Source organism: Chryseobacterium panacisoli (genome assembly GCF_008274625.1).
GTDB lineage: Bacteria > Bacteroidota > Bacteroidia > Flavobacteriales > Weeksellaceae > Chryseobacterium > Chryseobacterium panacisoli.
Genome location: NZ_VTRU01000001.1, coordinates 677,416 through 699,127 on the forward strand (window position 1 = coordinate 677,416; position 21,712 = coordinate 699,127).

The 21,712-nt window shown below is 35.6% G+C and carries 14 protein-coding genes; 6 read left to right on the forward strand and 8 right to left on the reverse strand.

The window, feature by feature from the left end; all coding sequences use genetic code 11:
- The first annotated feature begins 17 nt into the window (after positions 1–17).
- On the forward strand, positions 18–1,172 hold the full coding sequence (locus tag FW781_RS03230; protein WP_149386088.1) for a helix-turn-helix domain-containing protein: 1,155 nt from the start codon (positions 18–20) through the stop codon (positions 1,170–1,172).
- Between the two features lie 331 nt (positions 1,173–1,503).
- Here the strand turns inward: FW781_RS03230 and FW781_RS03235 are convergent, their stop codons facing one another.
- From FW781_RS03235 to gndA, 5 genes are all read right to left on the reverse strand, one after another.
- The gene (locus FW781_RS03235; protein WP_149386089.1) at positions 1,504–2,142 is read right to left on the reverse strand and encodes a TetR/AcrR family transcriptional regulator; all 639 of its coding nucleotides are present in this window, start codon (positions 2,140–2,142) and stop codon (positions 1,504–1,506) included.
- 735 nt (positions 2,143–2,877) lie between these two features.
- On the reverse strand, positions 2,878–3,516 hold the full coding sequence (locus tag FW781_RS03240; protein WP_149386090.1) for a TetR/AcrR family transcriptional regulator: 639 nt from the start codon (positions 3,514–3,516) through the stop codon (positions 2,878–2,880).
- A 665-nt stretch (positions 3,517–4,181) separates the two neighbouring features.
- Positions 4,182–4,892: a 6-phosphogluconolactonase gene (gene pgl / locus FW781_RS03245; RefSeq protein ID WP_149386091.1), complete on the reverse strand. Its 711-nt coding sequence runs from the start codon at positions 4,890–4,892 to the stop codon at positions 4,182–4,184.
- A 29-nt stretch (positions 4,893–4,921) separates the two neighbouring features.
- Positions 4,922–6,403, reverse strand: a complete 1,482-nt coding sequence (zwf, locus tag FW781_RS03250) for a glucose-6-phosphate dehydrogenase (protein ID WP_149386092.1) — start codon at positions 6,401–6,403, stop codon at positions 4,922–4,924.
- Positions 6,404–6,414: 11 nt separating this feature from the next.
- Positions 6,415–7,833, reverse strand: a complete 1,419-nt coding sequence (gene gndA / locus FW781_RS03255) for an NADP-dependent phosphogluconate dehydrogenase (protein ID WP_149386093.1) — start codon at positions 7,831–7,833, stop codon at positions 6,415–6,417.
- A gap of 249 nt (positions 7,834–8,082) precedes the next feature.
- Here gndA and FW781_RS03260 point away from each other — a divergent pair, with 249 nt between their 5' ends.
- The gene (locus FW781_RS03260) at positions 8,083–8,442 is read left to right on the forward strand and encodes a prevent-host-death protein (protein WP_149386094.1); all 360 of its coding nucleotides are present in this window, start codon (positions 8,083–8,085) and stop codon (positions 8,440–8,442) included.
- A 165-nt stretch (positions 8,443–8,607) separates the two neighbouring features.
- On the opposite strand, the gene FW781_RS03265 is transcribed toward FW781_RS03260, so the two are convergent.
- Positions 8,608–9,363: a response regulator transcription factor gene (locus FW781_RS03265; RefSeq protein ID WP_149386095.1), complete on the reverse strand. Its 756-nt coding sequence runs from the start codon at positions 9,361–9,363 to the stop codon at positions 8,608–8,610.
- Between the two features lie 765 nt (positions 9,364–10,128).
- Between FW781_RS03265 and FW781_RS03270 the strand changes: the two genes are divergently transcribed.
- Genes FW781_RS03270 through FW781_RS03280 form a run of 3 tightly spaced genes read left to right on the forward strand, consistent with a single transcriptional unit; the run spans position 10,129 to position 18,001 of the window.
- Entirely contained in the window at positions 10,129–14,640 is a 4,512-nt protein-coding gene (locus FW781_RS03270) for a fibronectin type III domain-containing protein (protein WP_149386096.1), read from the forward strand.
- A gap of 51 nt (positions 14,641–14,691) precedes the next feature.
- Positions 14,692–17,514: a T9SS type B sorting domain-containing protein gene (locus FW781_RS03275; RefSeq protein WP_149386097.1), complete on the forward strand. Its 2,823-nt coding sequence runs from the start codon at positions 14,692–14,694 to the stop codon at positions 17,512–17,514.
- Positions 17,515–17,563: 49 nt separating this feature from the next.
- Positions 17,564–18,001, forward strand: coding sequence for a hypothetical protein (locus tag FW781_RS03280; protein ID WP_149386098.1), 438 nt, complete (start codon positions 17,564–17,566; stop codon positions 17,999–18,001).
- Positions 18,002–18,237: 236 nt separating this feature from the next.
- On the opposite strand, the gene FW781_RS03285 is transcribed toward FW781_RS03280, so the two are convergent.
- Positions 18,238–18,567, reverse strand: coding sequence for a helix-turn-helix domain-containing protein (locus FW781_RS03285; protein WP_149386099.1), 330 nt, complete (start codon positions 18,565–18,567; stop codon positions 18,238–18,240).
- Positions 18,568–18,832: 265 nt separating this feature from the next.
- Positions 18,833–20,260 (reverse strand): hypothetical protein, encoded by a 1,428-nt coding sequence (locus tag FW781_RS03290; RefSeq protein ID WP_149386100.1) that lies wholly within the window; start codon positions 20,258–20,260, stop codon positions 18,833–18,835.
- Positions 20,261–20,925: 665 nt separating this feature from the next.
- Between FW781_RS03290 and FW781_RS03295 the strand changes: the two genes are divergently transcribed.
- Complete coding sequence (locus tag FW781_RS03295; protein WP_149386101.1) at positions 20,926–21,702, forward strand: hypothetical protein; 777 nt, start codon at positions 20,926–20,928, stop codon at positions 21,700–21,702.
- The last annotated feature ends 10 nt before the right edge of the window (positions 21,703–21,712 follow it).

Consider the following 21,712-nt stretch of genomic DNA (forward strand, 5'->3'; position numbering starts at 1 on the left):
GAACAAAAAAACAAAAAATGGATAAGAGTAATTTATTAATTATTGTGACAATAATCTCTTTGTTCATTTCATTTTTTCTTGCATTTTTTCTCATTACCGTTAAAACAAAACATAAAACAAGCAATTCTCTTTTTGCTTTTTTTCTTATCATTACTGCAATAGACGTCAGCGAACCCTTATTGAGCCTGATAACTAATGTTCCTTCAGATTTAGGAATGTTCAGGAATTCTCTTGCCTTTCTACAGATTCCCACCTTTTACCTGTATGTATTATCGGTTTGCTATTCTGATTTTAAATTTAAACCTAAATATCTCATACACCTGCTTCCTTTCTTAGCAGCAAATATCACTTTGATCCCTCGCTTTTATTCGGTAGATACAGCTTCTAAGATAGAATTCATTATGAACCGTCAGAATATGATAGAGCTCCAGTTCAATCATATTCTTTTTCATATTCAGACATTTATCTATTTTACTGCTGTTTTTATATTATTGAGAAAAGCAAAAAAATTATATCTCGAGAATTATTCCGGTACCAACATCAATTCTTATCACTGGCTGTTCCAGTTTACCAGTGTGCTTGCTGTTGTGTATTTAACTGCACTTTTAAAAAATATTTTTAAATTTTCAGATTACCCATATATCTCCGAGTGGATAAAAATCGGAATCCTGATTTCCCAACTGTTTATTGTTTGCTGGTACTTATTTAAAGCCCTCAACAATCCCGGTTTATTTAGAAACATTGATTCAAAATTAAAGCTTGTTTCGGATATTGTTTCAGAGGAAAAGAAGAATGAGCCTGAAAATGTACACGAAAACGCACACAACGAGGAACTTCTGAAATTAAAACATTTTATGACAGAAGAAAAACCATTCCTGAATCCTTCTATAACAATACAGGATATTTCTAATCATATTGGAATTCCTACCCGTGAACTATCTGTTTTAATCAATCATCAGCTAGGACAGCATTTTTATGATTTCGTCAATACATATCGGATAGAATATGCTATGGATATTTTAAAAGATGTTACAAAAACGAAGGTAACTATTCTTGAAATCTTATATGAAGTGGGTTTTAATTCAAAATCTTCTTTCAATACTGCGTTTAAAAAGCATACAGGAAACACCCCAACAGAATACCGTAAACTACTGCAAGACAACAAATTGTAGTCACTCATATTTCAGATCTAAAGTATTCGCACTTATTTTTAATCAAATCTGTTTAATTACTTTTATTCGGTAGCACAATTTTAGAAATTTTTAAAGGTAAAAATGATAATGAACTGGTGTATTTGAAAAAGGGCTGTTTAAAATTGTTGATTATCCTAATTTGCTGAAATTTGATTTTACCAATGGAAAAACAAGTTCAGTCACCTTAATAAGAGGTCATCTGCATGCTGAAGTACCTCTTAATAAAGGAAAATAACAGGTGGATTCTATCCGTCAATTATACAATTCAAGAGGCAGTAATCTGCCTCTTTTTTTATTTAAAAAAAATAAATTAAAGATTTTCATACGTCTGATCTACCATAAAGGATATTGCTTTTTTGATTTTCTCGCGTCCTTCAGGAGTGTTGGTATCTATTCCGCAGAAAATACTGCCATTCAGAGAAGCAAACATATTCAGGTAATAAAGCCCTGAAACCATGATCGCCATGATAGAGCGATAGGTATCCATTTTATCTTTGAAACGGGATTCCATCAATAATTTGAAGATATATTCTCCGTTTTCTTCCTGGGTATCAATTAGTTTTTTTAATGATTTTCTAGGTTCAGAAATGGTCCATAACAAGAGTTTTTGAGCCTCTTTGTTGGTGTATACGTGATCAAATTGTGAAAGCAGCATGTGCTCGATAAATTCTCTTCCTCCATCTTCAAGGTTCGGTTTCATCTTTTCTACTTCCTCACTGGTAACTTTCACCCAAAAATCCTGTGTACGAACATATTCGTCCATCAGACCATCCATACCTCCAAAATAGGTATAGATCATTTTCTTATCTACTCCGGCAGTTGCAGCGATATCATTGATCTTCAATCCTGCATATCCTTTCGTTTTCAGAATTTTCCCAACTGCATCTAAAAACTTTTTCTTACTGCGTTCTTTGTTCCTAATACTCCCTGATGCTGACTTTCTTTCCATGACTAAACATTCAATATACAAGTTTAAGAAAATTTTTTATCATTTTAGACACTCATTAGTGTCTAATTTCAACTATTTGTATATATTTGCACAAACTAAAACCATCTATTATATAAAAGCACTATCGAGATTGAAAAATTAAAAACTATTCAGATTGTATCGTTAGTTCCCTCAGTTTAAAATATTTCGAACATAAACGACTGAGGTAAAAACACAACCAAGCAGCATCATTTTTTATAATGGTGCTGTTTTTATTCTCAAAAAAAAGCAGGTATGAGATTAAATAAAATACTTTTCAATAGATATTTTTTATTGACTTGTTCTTTTCAATTGCTGAAATACATATCTTTATTTCGAAAAAGGGTTTGTGCCTTTTGTTTTATAATTTAAATTGTAATATCAGCATCATTCAAAGAGTAATTTCTATTTACTGTAAAATTAATCACTTGAAATTCAGAACATTAAATAAAATAAAGAAAAATTTCACTATTTTAAACACTTTACAGTGTCTTATTTTATATATTTGTACAAACTAAAACCATCTATATATTTTAAAACACTTTAGGTTGAAAAATAAGACAATTCAGACTGTTTTATTTAGGTTCCCTTACTTTAAGACAATTTCGAAAACGAAACAGCTAAGGTAGAAACACAACAACACAACTGGCCATTAGAGATTTCTAATGGTTTTTGCTTTTTACCAAAATAATTTCTGAAAATATAACAAACTTAATATTACAGTTTCTCGTAGGTTTGGTTCACTAAAAAAGAGATTGCTTTTTTTATTTTTTCCCGGCCTTTAGAAGTGTCCACGTCTATTCCACAGAAAATACTGCCATTCATAGCAGCGTACATATTCAGATAATAAAGTCCGGAAACCAGAATAGCCATTATCGAACGTACTTCTTCACTATTTTCCTTGAAATGAGGATCCATCAGCAGTTTAAAAATATATTCTCCGTTTTCTTCCTGAGCATCGGTGAGTTTTCTTAGTGATTTTCTGGATTCCGAAATGCGCCATAGAAGTAATTTCTGCGCTTCTCTGCTTTTGTAAACATAATCAAATTGGGACAGAAGCATTTCTTCTATGAAAGACCGCCCTCCGTCATCCAATTTTGGTTTTATCCTTTCTATTTCATCAACAGTTACTTTGCTCCAGTAGTCCTGAGACCGGATATATTCATCTATAAGCCCGTCTATCCCACCAAAATAAGTATAGATCATCTTTTTGTCTACTCCTGCTGTAGCAGCTATACCATTCACTTTCAAAGCAGCATGTCCTTTTGTTCTCAGTATTTTTCCCACTGCGTCCAAAAACTTTTTTTTACTGCGTTCCTTATTCCGGATACTCCCTGCTACTGACTTTCTTTCCATGGTAAACTTTTCAATCATACAAGTTTATGAATTTTTTTTTATTTTAGACACTTTTTAGTGTCTAAATATGTATATTTGTACAAACTAATAACCATTTTATATAAACGAACGATCAAAGTTGTGAGATTGAGTGAGATCAGATTGTACCGTTAGTTCCCTCAGTTTAAATGTTTTTTTAACATTCTATGACTGAGGTAAAACATTACTCACAGCACCATTTTCATGGTGCTGTTTTTATTTAGCAGAAGTATTTTTTTTCAATTAGCCGTCATAAATACTTATTCTGCTAATTTATTAATTTCAAACCCCTCATTAAACACACTGTATACCAGCGTTTTACCAAGATAATTAAAATAATTTCATTTTTTTTCATTTTTAGACACTTGTAAGTGTCTTAATTTGTATATTTGCTTCAAACTAATAACCATTTTATATAGAAGCACTATTGAGTTGAGAAAAATTAAAAAGTTTCGAACACAAGCAACTAAGGTAAAAACACTAAATGCAACAGTATCATTAGCTCTTTAATGATGCTGTTTTTAAATTTTTAGATTCTTGATGTTGAAATACAGAAAATTGTATATACCGGCTTCGGTATAGAGTAGTTGATATGAAGAGAGACTGTCCTAGGACAGTCTCTTATTTTTAAAGGTCAAAATAATTGGTTACCCTTTTGCTTTTTCGTCTGTAAAAAAATGATATCCATCCTTTTTTTCAATAAGCTGCAATGGATATAATGATGGATTATACTCGCCGTTCAGCACTTCATTCAATGCATGCTTTTTCGATTCGCCAAATGCGATAACCAAAATATTTTCAGCGTTATTGATTACAGGTGCAGTTAAAGTAATTCTAAACATTTCCTGAGGCTTCAGATAATAGGCAGAAACCCACCTTTCTTTTTCATTTAAAACCTCCTCGCCAGGAAATAAAGAAGCAGTATGGCCATCATCTCCCATTCCTAAAAGGATAAAATCAAAAACACCTTCATTACCAATAACACTTCTGATCTGCTCTTCATAAGTCTTTGCATAATCTTCAGCAGTTCTTCCTTCAGCATACATAGGAAAAATATGGTTTTTATCAACAGGAACCTGGCTGAGAAGAGCCTCATCCGTCATTCTGAAGTTGCTTTTATCATCATGTAAAGGAACCCATCTTTCATCTACCCAAAAGAAGTAAACTTTATTCCATTCAATCTGTTCTGCATATTTCTGGGTCGCCAATAATTTAAAAATAGCCTTGGGAGAAGATCCTCCGCTCAACGCAACCACAAAGCGGTCATGCTTCTGAATAGATTTTTTTGAAAGGTCAACAAATACATCTGCAGCCTTTGTGTACAGTTTTTCCAGATCGTCAAATACTGTAATATTCATTTTTTTCTGTTTAAATTTTATATATTTTTTTATACCCAGTTGTGTCCTTGTCTCTCTACCAAAGCATTAACATCTTCCGGCCCCCAGCTTCCAGCTTTGTAATTCGGAAAAGATAAATCTTTGTTATTTTCCCAGGCTTCCTGTATTGTTGTAACAACATCCCAGGCTTCTTCCACCTGATCGGAACGCATAAATAAAGTAAGATCTCCTAAAAGAGCATCCTGTAACAGGGTTTCATAGGCTTCCGGGGTATCTTCCTGACAGGCAAAATTATCAAAAATCATTTCTGCAGGTTTCAAATCCAGGGTAAGTCCCGGTTTTTTCGTCATAAACTGCAATCTGATATCCATCATCGGCTGAATATTAATAATCAACCTGTTGGCCGACAAAAGATGTGGGCTGTCTGAGAATGTGGAATGAGGAAGCGGCTTAAACTGGATGGTAATGTAAGAGTGTTTTTCTTTCATTTTCTTTCCTGTACGAACATAGAAAGGTACGTCTTTCCATCTTTCGTTATCCAGATAAAATTTTATCGCAGCAAAAGTTTCCGTATTGGAATCTCCTGCAATACCATTCTCCTGACGGTAGCCTTTAACATCCACTCCGTTTATTGTACTTTTTCCGTATTGGCCTCTTACAGCATAATGATCAACCTGATCCGGAGAAATTCTGCGAATTGATTTCAGAACGTCAACTTTTCGGTCTCTTATTTCGCCAGACTGCAATGATGCAGGAGGTTCCATAGCTACCATACAAAGAATCTGCAAAAGGTGGTTCTGGATCATGTCTCTCAATGCACCTGTCTGTTCATAGAAAGCTCCTCTGGTTTCAACACCTACTTCTTCAGCTACTGTAATCTGCACGGATTCTATATATTTATGCTTCCATAAAGGTTCAAAAATTGAATTTCCAAACCTGAATGCCAATATATTCTGTACTGTTTCTTTTCCCAGATAATGATCAATACGATAGATCTGTTCTTCTTCAAATGTTTTTGCCAGAAGACTATTCAGCTCAATCGCCGACTGCTTATTATGACCAAAAGGCTTTTCAATAATAATACGATCTTTTTTCGGATCGGAAGCCAGTGCTGTCGTTTTGATATGATTGGAAATGGTAGAAATAAAATTAGGCCCTATTGACAGGTAAAATAACCTGTTGGCTCTTATTCCGTAAACAGCATCAAAGTCCTGCAATTTCTGCTGTAGATTCTGATAAGAACTTTCTTCATCCAACTGATGCTGAAAGTAAGTAATATGAGCCTGAAAACCTGCCCAGTCTTCAGAAGTCACTTTTTTTCTGGAGAAACTCTCCAGATTCTCTTTAATATAATTTCTAAAGAGTTCATCTGTATTTTCGGCTCTTCCCAGTGCCACAATATTGAAGCCTTTGGGCATTCTGCCGTCGATATATAAGTTATAAAATGCCGGAAAAAGTTTTCTTTTTGCCAGATCTCCTGTAGCACCAAAAATAACGATTGTTGTTGGCTGCAAGATTCTATTTTGATTCATTTTTCCGAGTTTTAGTTGTTTGCAGTTTGCCAAGAAGTATGGAATACTCCTTCCCTGTCAGTACGCTGATAGGTATGAGCTCCGAAATAATCACGTTGAGCCTGGATCAGATTTACAGGAAGAGATTCTGTAGTATAGGCATCAAAATATCCCAAAGCTGTCTGAATTCCCAAACTTGAAATACCGTTTGCAGCAGCATATCCGGCAGTTTTTCTCAGCGCTTTTATTTTTGATTTTACCAATTCAGAAATATCGTGATCCAAAAGAATATTAGAAAGATCAGGGTTTTGAGTATAGGCAGAATAGAATTTTTCCAGCAATACAGAGCGAATGATACACCCTCCTCTCCAGATTTTCACAACGTCTTTCAGTGGAATTTCAAAATCGTATTCGGCAGATGCTTTTACCAGTAAAGACAAGCCTTGTGCATAGCTGATTAATGTTGAAAGAAAAAGAGCATCACCTACTTCCTTGATAAACAATTCTGTATTTTCCGGCTTTGTAATTTCTTTTTCAGCATATATTTTGGAAGCCTGAACTCTCTCATCTTTATAGGCAGATAAAATTCTTGAAGTTACCGCAATATCAATGGTAGGGATAGAAACACCGATTTCCATGGCCTGCTCAGAAGTCCATTTTCCGGTTCCTTTTGCTCCTGCTTTATCTAAAATCTGATCAACAAGATAGTTTTCTGTGAAGGAATCTTTCTGAGTAAAGATATCTCTGGTAATCTCAATAAGGAATGAATTCATTTCGCCATTATTCCAGTCTCTGAATACTTCGTACAGCTGTTCGTTATTCAACCCGGCCCCTCTTTTAAGCAGATCATATGCTTCACTGATAAGCTGCATAATGGCATATTCAATACCGTTGTGTACCATTTTTACATAGTTACCGGCAGATCCTTTCCCCATATACGCTGTACACGCTTCGTTGTCTACTTTTGCAGCAATAGCTTCAAGCATTGGCTTAAGGAGTTTAAATGCTTCCAGATCACCTCCGGGCATTATACTTGGGCCTCTTCTGGCTCCTTTTTCTCCACCTGACACTCCCATTCCCATAAAATGCAGTTTTTTAGATGCCAAATCAGCAACACGTCTGTTGGTATCTTCAAAATAAGAATTCCCTGCATCAATTACGATATCACCTTCATTCAAAAGCGGGGTAATGTTTTCCAGTACTGCATCTACAGGTTTTCCTGCAGGAACCATAAGAATAATTTTCCTTGGGACTTCTAATGCGGATACAAAATCTTCTAAAGAGCCTGTACCTTTTACTTTCATTTCTGAAGCAGCACCATTCTCTAGTTCTTTTATTTTCTCCTGATCAAGGTCAAATCCTGCGGTTGAAAATCCGTTGTCAGCGATATTATAAAGAAGATTCCGCCCCATCACTCCAAGGCCAATTATTCCATAACTATATCTTTCCATTATATTGGTATTAATATGAATTTAATTACAGAGAATAAAATTACGTAAATGCCTATAAGGAAAAAAATAAAGGAAGAAAAAAAATCGCAAGACTTCCGTTTTCCCCTCATTTATAAGCTACTAATATTCACATTTTCACAGGTTTTTGTTTTTACAGAATAAAATTCAATCATTATTATGGTAATGATCTATTAAAACAGTCTGTTTTTTGGCATAATTAAACTTATATTTGCCAAAATTTATAAAGTAATGAACTATAAACTTGAACTCAACACTCAGGAACCTAATTCTAAAATTGTTTTTAATACCATCAAATTTGATTCGTTCAAGATTAATATAGTTGAAAGATATATCGGGTCAATGAAGGCCCGTCCTACATTATGTGAAGTTTTATTTAAAGTAAGAACTTTGGATGATGTATTAATCAACAGAAGAGATGGTAATATAAGAGTAAAGATTAAAGGTGATGATTTTGAAACGTATCAAAAATTATCCAGAGACCTGAATTCTTATGAGTATAAAAACAGATTGATCAACAGAAAAGAGGTTGAAGAAAATTATGTTCATTTCATCCTGAGTTTAGTTATCACAAATTATCAGCTTAATTAAGCTGTTTCGGGAATTGTCCCTCAACATTTTTGTAGAGGGGCAATTTTCAAAAACACATGTATAAGAAACAGACAGTTCTTAGTATTTAAAAACTGTAAATTACCCGAGAAAGATATTTGTTTTTCAGCACTTTCGGTCTGAAAAATATTTAGAAAAAATAAAGTTTTAAATCAAATTATTTGTAATTACGTAGGATATTGCTTCAATAATATTTTTTACACCAATTCTTTCAAACAATTTGCTTCTGTGAAACTTTATGGTACTGGGTGAGACAAATAATTGCTCTGCAATTTCTTCTATTTTTAATCCCTGAAGATAGAATCTTATAATTTCAATTTCCCTTATTTTTAAGGCAACTTTACATTCTTCCGTCCATTTTCCCGTAAAGAGATTATATTTCCAGTAACTTTCTGAGGTATTGGATATGATCCGGATATTTCCCGCAGTCCGGTTAAGGGAATAGGACACTACACAGGCTATTTTAGAGATTTCTCCGTCATCATCAAGCTCTACAGGTGTGATTCTATGATTAACAAGCACATCTACACTATTGGTATATTTAAGATGGAAATCATAGGTAATGGTGTGTGCTGTTTTCTCTTCCGGTGAAAGGCATTCAAAGAATTTAAGGCCATAAGTGCTCACTTTCTTTAATATCTCAAGATCTTCCTTCTTGGTGTGTTTACGGAAAAAATTATAACCCATTTTTTCAATTTCAGCCGAGCGTAAGCCCGAAAAAAGGAGGGGATTTTCTGAAATAAACTCTAATTTTCTGGTTTTAAGATCTGCAATATAAACGCAGCCCAAACTGTTGCCTGATACTGCTTTGAGCACGTTAAAGTATTTATTTGCACTTTTTTCTTCGAAACCTGATACACCAGATGCCTTCCCGGGATATAATACATTTATTTTATCACTCATATTTTTGATATAATAATAGGGGTGAAAAACTATCTTTTTATTAGATTACTTTTTGCAAACATAACATAATTAAATTAAATAAAAAATCTATCAAAACTTAATTATAATTAAATCTAAATCCATAAAACATTTATTTTAACAATAAAAAAATCTAAAATATACTATTTTATTACGTTTTTCATATTATCAGATGTTTTTTTTCCGTATTACATACATATTGAAAACCGGATGAATTGAAAAAATCTTTATTCTTAGAAATAAAATCTAAGTATTCTCTTTCCTGAAAGTACTTTAGTAAAAGTCCTTATCCACTTAATTCATTAAACTTTGATTTAAAACTATACGAAAGTATAGTCTTTTTATACTTTTATTAATCTATTTTTACCCTAACCATAAAATAAAAATTACCACAAGAAATCTATAAGAATGAAAGAAACTCAAACCTATTAAAAACTACTCAACCAATAGGCACTCAAGTGAACGATTTTGTATCTGAAAATATCAAACTGACACTGATCCGCCTCTGAAACTACTCCCACTTACTTAGTATCCTACTATTTTTTCTGTTTATCCAATGATCACTTTTATAAAAAAGGTGATGCGGAAATACAGTGATACATTTTAACCAATTTATCGTCTCTGTGGATTGAAAACACAATCTTTTTCTATGGATTTCTGAAACAAATTCTATAGGAGGACTTCGTGTATATTCCAAAAGAGCCTTTAATTAAATAACAGACCTGACTCTAACTAAAATGAAACTATATGAGAAAAATTCTACCCATTGTCTTATTTTTATTGACTTTTACATGGCATGTCCAGGGGCAGACCTGTGGTCCCGTTCCCGTACCATTTTTACAGTCATTCAGTACCGGGGCACTTCCCGCATGCTGGACCAGCCAGAATCCCACTTCAACCTCTACGAACGCTAATGTTAAGTGGAAATTTTCAGGATCAGCCGGATACGGAGCTACCGGAAACGGAGGAAAACCTGCAGGAACTTTTGCCTGGGTTGACGCATCTACACCCTATACCGGTGAACATACCGTGGAACTTATAAGCCCACAAATAAACCTGGCGGGATTAACGAATCCTTATGTTAAATTTGAATGGTTTAAAGATCATTTAACAGCACTTAACGGTACAGTACCCAACGCCGACAACAATGAGCTGAAACTTGCCGTTAATAATGGTTCCGGATGGGTGCAGATCTGGTCCAGCGATACCAACTCCCCTGAATGGAGAACAGTAGGCGTAGCTCTGGCAGCAAGCTATGCAGGAGCTACCATCCAACTTAGATTTACGGTTGATAAAGATGTAGCGGGAAATGCGAATTTTTATGATGATGTCTTATTGGATGAAGTTCAGGTAATGCAGGCTCCGACATGTTTTGAGCCTACTACTTCCCCTGCAACCAATATTGCACCTACCTCAGCTACACTTAACTGGACTGCTCCGCTTTCTCCGGCCCCGGCTCCAGCCAATGGATATGAATATTATTACAGCACAAGCAATACTCCGCCTACAGCAGCAACTATCGGCACTCCTAATCCGGGAACAAGTGCTGACATCAGCTCACTTACTTCCGGAGCTACTTACTATTGGTGGGTAAGATCTGTTTGTTCAGCTACAGACAAATCGCCATGGGTGGAAGGAAATTCTTTTACCCCCGGACAGATTGGAGGAGGTACAGCCACTCATGCCTTTTTACCCGTCTATTCGTGTTCAGGATTTAGTTATTCTCAGCAGATTTATATGGCTTCAGAAGTTGGAGCAGCTGTCGGAACGAATAATTATATAACAGCTATCAGGTTCTTTGTTTCCACAACAGCAGCTGCCCAGGCTAATTATAATCAATGGGTAGTGTATATGGGAAATACTGCACAGACCGATTTTGCAACTACAACAAGCTGGATACCTTCTACCTCTTTAACACAGGTATATTCCGGTACTTTACCGGCAATGACAGCAGGTGCGTGGATAGAAATTCCTTTAAGCACTCCTTTCTTATGGGATGGAGTAAGCAATATAGTGATAGGTGTTGACGAAAATTCTACAGGAACATCATGTACCGCAAACTGGGGAAGCTATTCTGCCGGAAACAACCGCGGTATGATTTATTACAATAGCACCACCAATCCGGATCCTGCAAATCCTCCTACTGCTATAAGCCGGTATGCAGTCCTTCCGAGAGTACAGCTGACAGGAACAACATTACCAAGCTGCACCAATACACCGCCAGCCAATATTACCGTGAACAATATTACGGCAACCTCGGCCAATATTACCTGGACAGCAACAGCGAATGCTACTTATGTCGTAAGATATAGAATACCTCCTTCGCTCACCTGGCAAACCATCAATATTACAACTCCTTTTACCAATAGTGTAACTCTTACTTCTCTTACTGAACTGACTCCATACGAAGTAGAAATTGCAACCATTTGTGGAACACAGGGAGCGTTTTCTTCACCAGTTAATTTTACAACCCCTGCATTGACTTATTGTAATTCAGGAACAGCAACGGTTACAAATGGTTACATCAACAACGTGACCATGATTGGCACCAATGTTCCTTTAACAAGTAATAATTCAGGACCAACAACGTATACGGATTATTCCCTTGACCCTACAAAAACAGTTACTCTTGTTAGAAACTCAGCCAATAATACATTATCTGTAGGAAGATCTGTTATATCAGGAAGCTATTCTACCAATGCATGGATAGATTTTAACGGAGACGGTATTTTTGATAACAATCCGTCTACAACTCCTGGCGGAGAAAGAGTTATGAATCTCGGGTATTCCAGCACTACTCCTGTTACTGCGGCTTTTTCAGTCCCTGCTAATGCTTATACAGGTACAAGCAAAGTAAAAATGCGTGTTATTGTGTATTCTTTAACTCCGGCTAATGCCTGTGCACCTCTGACGAGTAACGGAGAAGTTGAAGATTATTATGTGAAATTTATCGATCTTCAGCCCTGCACCACCGCACCTCCTACCAATATTGCAGTCAATAATCTTACCCATAATTCTGCATATATATCGTGGATTCCTGCTTCTAATGCAACATATGTTATCAGATGGAGACAGGGAACCACAGGAGCATGGCTTCCAAATACGGCAGGCCAGACACTTCCGGCAGGACAAAGTTTTTATACGATTACCGGACTTACGGAACAGACTGCTTATCAGGTACAAATTGCAACAATCTGTAATGGAAACCAGGGAGCTTTCTCTTCCAGTATAAGTTTTACAACTCCACCGCTGACGTATTGTAACATGACCGGAACAGGAACAAACGATTATATTTCTAATGTAAAGGTTACTCCTGCCAACTTTCCGGTAGTGGATAATACTTCGGTTCAAACAAACTACATCAGTTACATTACACCGGCAACGCTTATTAATCTTGAAATTGGCTCTCAGGGAAATCAATTATCAGTTTCCAAGGGATGGGCTGGCACTCAGTACGCTGATGCCATAAATGCGTGGATCGACTGGGACAGAGACGGAGTTTTCTCTGATGCTGAAAAAGTAATGACCTCTGCTGCAAGTACAACTACTCCTATAACAGCTACTTTTGATGTTCCTTCAACAGGAGTCTACACAGGTCCGCTAACGACGACCATGAGAGTTGTTATGAAAAGAACCAGCGCTCCGGTCATGTGTGCTGATGCCGCCAATGGAGAAGTGGAAGATTATGCTGTAAAATTAAGACCTTGCAGTAATGCAACCCCCGGTAATCCTATGTTCACCAATATTACGCATAATTCAGTAAATATAAACTGGACTTCAGCGACGAACAACAATGCTTTTATTCTGGAATACAGACCTGTTACAACACCTGCTTCTGGTTGGACAACTTTAAACCTGTCTGTTTTAGGGGGAAATCCACCTGTAGCGATCAATACTTTAACGCCTGCTACGGTTTATGAGGTAAGAATTGCCGCAGTTTGTGGAGGTACAGGAATAGGAACTTACACCCCTATAAAAACATTTACGACAAGATGTGATCCTACTCCGCCATTTGTGACTATAAGCAATGCAACATCCAATTCAGCAGTGATTACCTGGAATCCTGCTGTACCGAGTGCATCCTATATTTTAAGATGGAGAGAGATAGGCAGTATTCCATGGAATACCCCAACGGTTCCTCAGCCGCCAGCCAATTCATACATGATTCAAAACCTTGATTCATACAAAACTTATGAAGTACAGGTTGCTAATATCTGTAACGGAGAAACAACTGCCAACCCATGGTCTAATCCAAAAACATTTACCACGGAAAGAATTTGTGAAATACCTCCTCCAGGGCTTACCATTACTCAAATTACACCTACGACCGCAGAGGTTCTGTGGGATGCTTTTCCGGGGGCCACTTATCTATTAAAATACAGAAAAGTAGGAATCCCAAGCTGGACCGATGTTACAGTATCTACCAATTCTTATACAATCACGGGGTTACTGGAACTTACAAAATATGAAATGCAGGTTTCCAATATCTGCAACGGAATACCGGGAAATTTCACAAAACTGTATTTTTTCACCACGCCTACAGTAATCTACTGCCCGATGGCAGCTGCTAATTCTACAACGGAATTCATTTCAAAAGTTACGGTAAAGCCTAATGGTAATAAGGAAATGATCAATGAATCCCTTGCATCCACCTATTCAGATTTTACAGGAAATCCTTTAAAGTTTATTGACTTGATTCAGGGATCAACAGGTAATTATATTACAATTGATAAGACTTTAAGTTCCGGTATCAATGCAGGTGCTGCCATTTGGATTGATTTCAACAGGAACGGAGAATTTGATATCAATGAAAGAATTCTCGCAGACGGCCCTAATGGAAATTCAACAGCAAGTACTAGCTTTTCTGTTCCTCATGATGCTTTCATAAGCCTGACAGATCATAAATATGTGGTTATGAGAGTTGCATTACAGAAAGACGGAATTCCTGTAAACTGTACGAGCTTCAGCGATGGTGAAGTGGAAGATTACACTGTCAGAATCTCAAAACTGGCGGTTCCTAATTCTCTTAACCAAGCAGACATTCACATTTATCCTAATCCGGTAAGTTCGGTATTATATGTAAAAAACATAAGTACAAAAGCTAAATATAAAATCTACAGTGCCGTTGGAAGACTTATATCTACCGGGATAATTCTCAACAATACTATTGATGTTAGCAATCTTATCAACGGAATATATAGTATTGAGATAGAAGATGGAAACATAATCGTTCATAAAAAATTAATAAAAGAATCATAATTGGTTTTTAAAAAAGAATTCGTAATTTTTAAATTCAAAATTCAGCAATGCATGAAAAGCTTTATATTTAGTTTATTATTCCTGATATTAGGCATTCCTATTTCTGCTCAAAGAGATACAGATCACTGGTTTGCACCTTATTACGCCTCAGTAAGCTATACGCAGGCATTATATCTTTCTACCGATTCTGTAACCCCTTTTGTTGTTACGATTAACAGCAACAATGTTCCGATTGGTAATGTAACCATCAGTAAAGGCTCTCCCCAGACTTTTGTAGTTCCGATTGGTAATATTGCTGCCAATGTTACAACAGATGCTTTTACTACCATCAATAAAGGTTTATATGTACAGGGGGACAAGCCATTCTACTGTTCATTAAGAATGGTAAGTAATACTACACACGCTGAAATTATAACGAGTAAAGGAAAAGCCGGGATCGGCAAGGAATTTTATGTAGCCGGAACTCCTACTACCGCATCACTTACCTTGTATAACTTCACAGCAGGTATACTGGCAACAGAAAACAATACAGTTGTAACCGCTACATGGAACGGAAATGTAACATTTTTTGGAGGAACACCAGCAACTCATTCGCAGACAATTACCCTTAATAAAGGACAATCTTTTATTTTTGCCGGAGGTCCGGGAGCAAATGGTCAAAACCTATCGGCTTTTATCGGAGCTAAAATTGTTTCTGATAAACCCATTACCCTTACCAACGGGAATGTCAATGGAAATTTTGGAAGCAACACCAGTTCGGGATCTGATGCGATTCTTGATCAGTCTGTACCTACGGATAGACTTGGAAGCACTTTTGCCATGGTAAGAACCAGGTCTACTAATGCTGATCTGGAAGGTGGTATCGTTATAGGAACAGAAAACAACACCCAAATATTCATCAATGGTTCCAACACTCCTATTGCGACCATCAACAGTGGGGAATTTTACAGAATTTCAGGAAGCAACTATGTTCAGCAGGGAAATTCCGGGCACTTTAATATGTTTATTACAACCTCAAAAAATGTCTATTTATATCAGATGGTTTCTGTGAATAACAGCAGTGCAACCTGTGGTTTCAACTACATTCCGCCATTAAACTGTTTTCTACCCAGAAAAATTGAAGAAATCGGGAAGATCAATGAAATGCCAACAGGACCGGGAGTAACAAGTACTGTCCCAACCGGAACTGTTGTAAAACTGAATATTTTAACGGAAGTTGGAGCCAATGTAACGGTAAATGGAAATACTCCCACAGCTGCAGAGGGACCTTTCGCAGTGACGGGGAATAGCGGCTGGGTGACCTATGCCATCCCATCTATTACCGGAAATGTCACAGTTGTTTCTAATAAGGCTGTAACAGCAGGTATTAACGGTGGATACAGTACATCCGGATATGGTGGATACTTCGCAGGTTTCTCTTCTATTCCTTTGATTTCCAAAAAGACAGGAGACTGTATTCCGGGCATTGTACTGGAAGTGAGTGACAGCTATGATACCTATCAATGGTTTCTGAACGGAACCCCTATTACCGGAGCCAATGCTAATACTTATACTCCACTGCTTGCGGGGAATTATACAGTGAAAATTGCAGTAGGTAATTGTAATCCGGCAACTACTCCGGTTTATAAAGTGTATACCTGTCTTGAAGAATCCACTAAAGCGATAACGGTTTGTGAAGGTTACCAGACTATAGTACCTGAGTTTACCAATTCTACCCAAACTTATGTTCCAAGTACGGTAACAATTATTACACCTCCAACAAACGGTACAGCTACCATTGATGCAGCAGGAGTGATTAATTATGTTCCCAACTTCGGTTATCTGGGTACCGATACTATTGTTTATAAATTTTGTGGAAACAATCCTGAATTTACAGATTGCGAACAGGTAACTTTAACATTAACGATTTCTGAAAGCCCAATCGTTAAAGATGCTGCCCTACGATCTTGTTTCGAGCCTTCTAATCACGCGCTTGGGGTATTTAATTTAACATCAGCAGGAGTTAATGTGCAACCAGGAACTATTAAACAGTATTATCCATCCCCTACTGATGCACACAATGGAACAAACCAAATTCTGAATCCAGCCAATTACATTGCTCCTACTGGTGTGGTTTACGTAAAAGTAAGTAATGCCAACGGATGTTATAGAATTGCAGAAGTAACTCTTACCGTTATTCCTCCTATGTACTCAGAAGTATTAAAGGATAAAATTATCTGTATGGAAAATACGACCACATTAGATGCAGGGCCAGGTTTTACTTCTTATGAATGGAGTACGGGAGCGACAACACCGTCCATCAAAAATGTAGGAGTTGGAACCTATTGGGTAGATCTGAAAACCAGAGAATGTACCACCAGACAAACGGTGAAGGTGTATGCTTCTGAAAACCCTGTCATTTCGGATATTACTATTAACAATAATTCGGTTACATTAACTGTGATTGCAGGAACAGCGCCTTATCAATATTCTATGGATAATATCAACTGGCAGAATGAAAATATATTTACCAATATACCCCGCGGAAGCAAAACTTTCTATGTAAAGGATTCATACAATTGTATTCCTGTACAGGTAGAAATTACAGTTCCTAACCTGATCAACATCATCACTCCGAATGGTGACGGAATCAATGATGTCCTTGATTATTCTGCATTAGCCAATAAACCTAATCTTACATTCAGTATCTATGACAGATATGGAAGTAAAATACATGAAGGAACTAAATTGAACGGATTCAAGTGGGACGGATCCATGGACGGCAAAAAAGTATCTACCGGAACCTATTGGTTTGATATAGGCTGGAATGAGACCAACAAAAAACAGACTCCCATAAAATATACAGGATGGATTACAGTAAAAAACAGAAATTAATCCCAATCTTCCCACAGTAAATCATTGGACATTTAAGCATTTATTTATTATGAAAAAATTATTATATATATTCCTCATTATTTCTTCAGGCCTGCTTTGGGCTCAGAAAAACAGCAACATACAATTTGCTGTTTACAATGATGCCATTGGAACAGTCAGCATGTTTGATCTTTACAAAAACAGTATTGAGAAAGTAAACGTTTATAAAACCAAGGCCGGCCTGCCTTCTCATTTAAAGAAATTCGATTATCTTGCTGATAATGGCTTAATAGAGATCAAGTTTAAAAAAAATGAAGGTTATCCTGATAGTTTATCGCTGGAAATGCTCAATGAACAGAGCAATCTTCCAAAGGACAGCCCTGTGTTTATTGAAGGATATCAGTTCAATGATGCCACTACCCGGGTCTACAATGAAATGATAAGTAACATTGAAATTGCAGATTTTAACGGACAGAAATGCATCCATATTTCCACCATAAGAAATTAATGACCGGCATTGACGGGATATTGATTAAAAAAACAGAGGCTATTTCATGAATGAGATAGTCTCTGTTTTTTCATTGAAACTTTTAATTTTATTTCAAAAATTTGGATTTCTTTGGTAAAAAACTCAGGTATATGTAAGCATAGAATCTTATTTCTGATATTTTTAAAGGAGAAACTTTAAGCAGTTATGATATCTTTCTAAATAAACAGGTGTATCATTTTTTTAATACACAGATATTACAGCAAAAAATGCTTCTTCCATTTGGCAACAGTATTCCGGCTCAATTTAAAATATCTTGCCAATTCAGAGTTGCTCAGCTTATTATTTTTCTGATAATCAAGAATTTCAAGAATCGTCGATTCATCATAAGAACGATGTCTTTGATTATCAAACTCAGTCTTCTTATTTGCTTTAGAAAAAATAATATCATTGATGGTAATAACATCTTTTACTGAAAATCTACTTTTGGATAATATAGATTCACATTGTTCTTTTTTGGTGGGATGCTTCAATCGTAATATATCTTCATATATTCTTTTATAATCAGGTGATTCTCTTTTTTGCATAGATTCTCTATATTTTTAATCAAATAATAATCCCCGAAGGGGACCGGAGTGTGGCTGGTCTCCGGCCAATAATAACTAAACTCTTAGCCACAAAGAATAATTTATCTTTAAAAAAATTTCATTTACAACGATTTTTCTTTTCTTGGAATACAAATTTGATTAATCTTCATTATTTCTCCAAAAAAACACCTATCACATAGGTGTTACAATACATTGAAATGCCAAATTATAAATAGGTAAAATAGCGATGTGATATAATAAGCTTCTATTTAATTTTTTTCATCCACAGATAAATATCCTCATCCGATGGAATTCCTAATCTTTTACGCAAACGGTTTTTTCTGGTCTGTACAGATTGGGGCTGAACAAAAGTATATGTTGCGATATCTTTAGTAGAAAAATTAAGAAATAACAAGGCACAAAACTTTAATTCTGTACTCTGTAGTTCAGGTTCTATTTTTAATAATTTTGGTATAAACTCAGGGTAAACTTCCTGAAAGCGAGCCAGAAATTGCGGATCATTTTTTTTTGCCAGCTGAACAACTTCTTCAAAAGCAAAATTCAATTTTTGATTCAATTCCTCAGTTTCCTTTTCTTTTATATTTAATACTCTATTTTTGTTTTTTATCCTGCTGTGTACAAAAAAGATGATAATAATTGCACCTGCACATCCTATAAATATAATGTATAATAAAAGATGGTTTTGATGCTCCAAAGGTTTCTTTTTTTCTTCTACAAGAAGACCTACAGTATCTTCCAGATTCTCTTCATCTATCCGCTTTAAGCTATCGTTAAGGCTATTATACTTAAACTCATATCTCTTTCCGTTATCTATCTGACCTGTTTTTTCATATAACTTGGCTATTAAATGATATAACTCTGATAATTTTTTAAAATTCTTTGCTTTTGTGGCAAGCTTTATTGCTTTTTCATAATCTACAATTGCGGAATCATATTGCTTTCTCCCCTCATGAATTTGTCCCCAAAGCTTCAATGTTACAAAATCATTATTACCCCATTTGATGGGTACAGACTGAGCCGATCTGATATAAATCTCCGCAGAATCAATTTTGTTTTCGTTGAGCTTTGTTTCAGCTAAAAGTAACATTGCCGCTTTCAAGCTTGTATTCAAACCGGCATCCATTTTTTTTGATTTCTTCAACTCCTCAATGATCCTTTTTCCATAATGAGCAGCAGAGTCATATTGCTTTTTCTCAAAATAATTTTTCCCTATCTGCACGAGGATCATTCCTTTTATAGCACATCTGGTAGAATCATTTTTTAACCCATTTGCCATCACAAGATCTTTTTTTAGTTTTTTCAGAGCTTCATCATACATTTTAATTCCTCTATAATTAATACTGTATAATATATTCATGGAAATTTCCTGATCTTCAGCATCCGAATTTTTAAATTCAGGCTCCATCATCTTTAAGAAGTAATTGCTCTTATTATATTTGTGTTGCATAGAAAAAGCAAGGGCTAAATTATAATATGCAGACAATTTACCTTCTGCATAATTAATATGCTTAGCGTCATCAAGTATCGAAAGATTCAATTTGACCATTTCATCTGTCTGCCCTTCAATAAGAAGTGCATTAGATTTCTCCAGTCTTTTTTCAATAGTTCTTATGGTAATTTTAGACTGTGCAAAAAGTAATAATGGGAAAAACAAAAAGATAAATTTCATCATGTAACAAATATGTGTAATAATTTATACATATAACAAATATAATAGTAAAACAAAATCAAATTAAAAATAAATAAACAATTTGACTATTAAAAAAGCAACAATAAAAAGAAAAAACAATACCTAATTAATCATCCTTCTTGAGCTACTGTCTATTTTAAGAGCAATTATAAAATATTTAAAGAAAAAAGTTATCAATATGGACACGACATAGGTATGACACAGATATGACATAAAGAATTATTACTGTCTTTAGGTTATTTTCCAGGAATATAATTTTATTGTTAGGAAAACGAAAACTGTCATATCATTATTAAAATCCCGTAAATAATAAAGAAAACAAGAAATTATTATAAGCATCCCCCATCCTATCCATCATCTAATAATTACTCAAGAGCCTTTTTACTTAAAACCAAAATAAAAGACACATTTTAGATACGGTGAGAAAGTAAATCATAAAAACAGAAAATAGCACCTGATTAAAAATAACACTTGATTATCAGAAAGTTAAAACCATGTCATAGCTATGTCATAGATGAAATCTTGCACCACATTAAGTCGCAAATGTAATATTGCAGCAACAAAATGTATCCACTTGATTTACAGCACACGTAACTTCCATCTCTGTACGTCTAAGTGAAAAAACAAAATAAAAAATATTTACATCTATGAAAAAATTATTATTACCCATTGTTCTACTAGCCTCATTGAATGCGTATTCACAGGTTGGTATTAAAACCACTACTCCACAGAAAACATTACACGTAAATGGTTCTTTGCAGGTAGTAAATGAAGTGAATGTAGGCGGAGATGCCACAACAGCCGGTTCTTCAGGAACATCAGGGCAAATTCTTACTTCTCAGGGACCAGGTACTGCACCTGCATGGCAGACTTTGAATACAGTAAGCGGAAGTGTTAATGGTGCAAAGTATGTTCAGGGACTGGGTGAAGCTACGGCTACAGTAGGACAGACAATTGATGTACCGGGCGTTACTCTTACCGTAGTTGTTCCTGCCGGAAGAACTCAAACTCTTCTGTTTACTATTTTAGGATATGCATTAGATATTAGTACCGGGGTAACTTCTCAAGGAGTTTTCTCTCTTGTGCAAGATGGAGTCAAAGTTTCTTCGGCATATGTCTCTAAAGCAGGTATTTTTCCTAATAATGCTCAATCAAATTTATCTGTTACTGTTAATATTCCTTCCTTTAATAATAATTTTATTTTTCCCATAACGCGTAGTTTGGGAGGATTGGTCAATATGCCTGTGCCTGTAACCTTTCTAAAATCTGTGACCCTGACCGAAGGAACGTATGTGTTTAAAGTTCAATACTCTGCATGGGCGGGAACGGCAAAAGTCAATGTAAATCCGGACACTTTCTCCGGATACAACCAAGATAAAGAATGCATGCTTACCAAAATGCAGGTATTGATATACAATAATTAACCCCAAAAGA

Coding starts and splice junctions, on each gene's coding strand:
- FW781_RS03230 (WP_149386088.1), top strand. CDS start 18: ATGGATAAGAGTAATTTATTAATTATTGTGACAATAATCTCTTTGTTC.
- FW781_RS03235 (WP_149386089.1), bottom strand. CDS start 2,142: ATGGAAAGAAAGTCAGCATCAGGGAGTATTAGGAACAAAGAACGCAGT.
- FW781_RS03240 (WP_149386090.1), bottom strand. CDS start 3,516: ATGGAAAGAAAGTCAGTAGCAGGGAGTATCCGGAATAAGGAACGCAGT.
- pgl (WP_149386091.1), bottom strand. CDS start 4,892: ATGAATATTACAGTATTTGACGATCTGGAAAAACTGTACACAAAGGCT.
- zwf (WP_149386092.1), bottom strand. CDS start 6,403: ATGAATCAAAATAGAATCTTGCAGCCAACAACAATCGTTATTTTTGGT.
- gndA (WP_149386093.1), bottom strand. CDS start 7,833: ATGGAAAGATATAGTTATGGAATAATTGGCCTTGGAGTGATGGGGCGG.
- FW781_RS03260 (WP_149386094.1), top strand. CDS start 8,083: ATGAACTATAAACTTGAACTCAACACTCAGGAACCTAATTCTAAAATT.
- FW781_RS03265 (WP_149386095.1), bottom strand. CDS start 9,363: ATGAGTGATAAAATAAATGTATTATATCCCGGGAAGGCATCTGGTGTA.
- FW781_RS03270 (WP_149386096.1), top strand. CDS start 10,129: ATGAGAAAAATTCTACCCATTGTCTTATTTTTATTGACTTTTACATGG.
- FW781_RS03275 (WP_149386097.1), top strand. CDS start 14,692: ATGAAAAGCTTTATATTTAGTTTATTATTCCTGATATTAGGCATTCCT.
- FW781_RS03280 (WP_149386098.1), top strand. CDS start 17,564: ATGAAAAAATTATTATATATATTCCTCATTATTTCTTCAGGCCTGCTT.
- FW781_RS03285 (WP_149386099.1), bottom strand. CDS start 18,567: ATGCAAAAAAGAGAATCACCTGATTATAAAAGAATATATGAAGATATA.
- FW781_RS03290 (WP_149386100.1), bottom strand. CDS start 20,260: ATGATGAAATTTATCTTTTTGTTTTTCCCATTATTACTTTTTGCACAG.
- FW781_RS03295 (WP_149386101.1), top strand. CDS start 20,926: ATGAAAAAATTATTATTACCCATTGTTCTACTAGCCTCATTGAATGCG.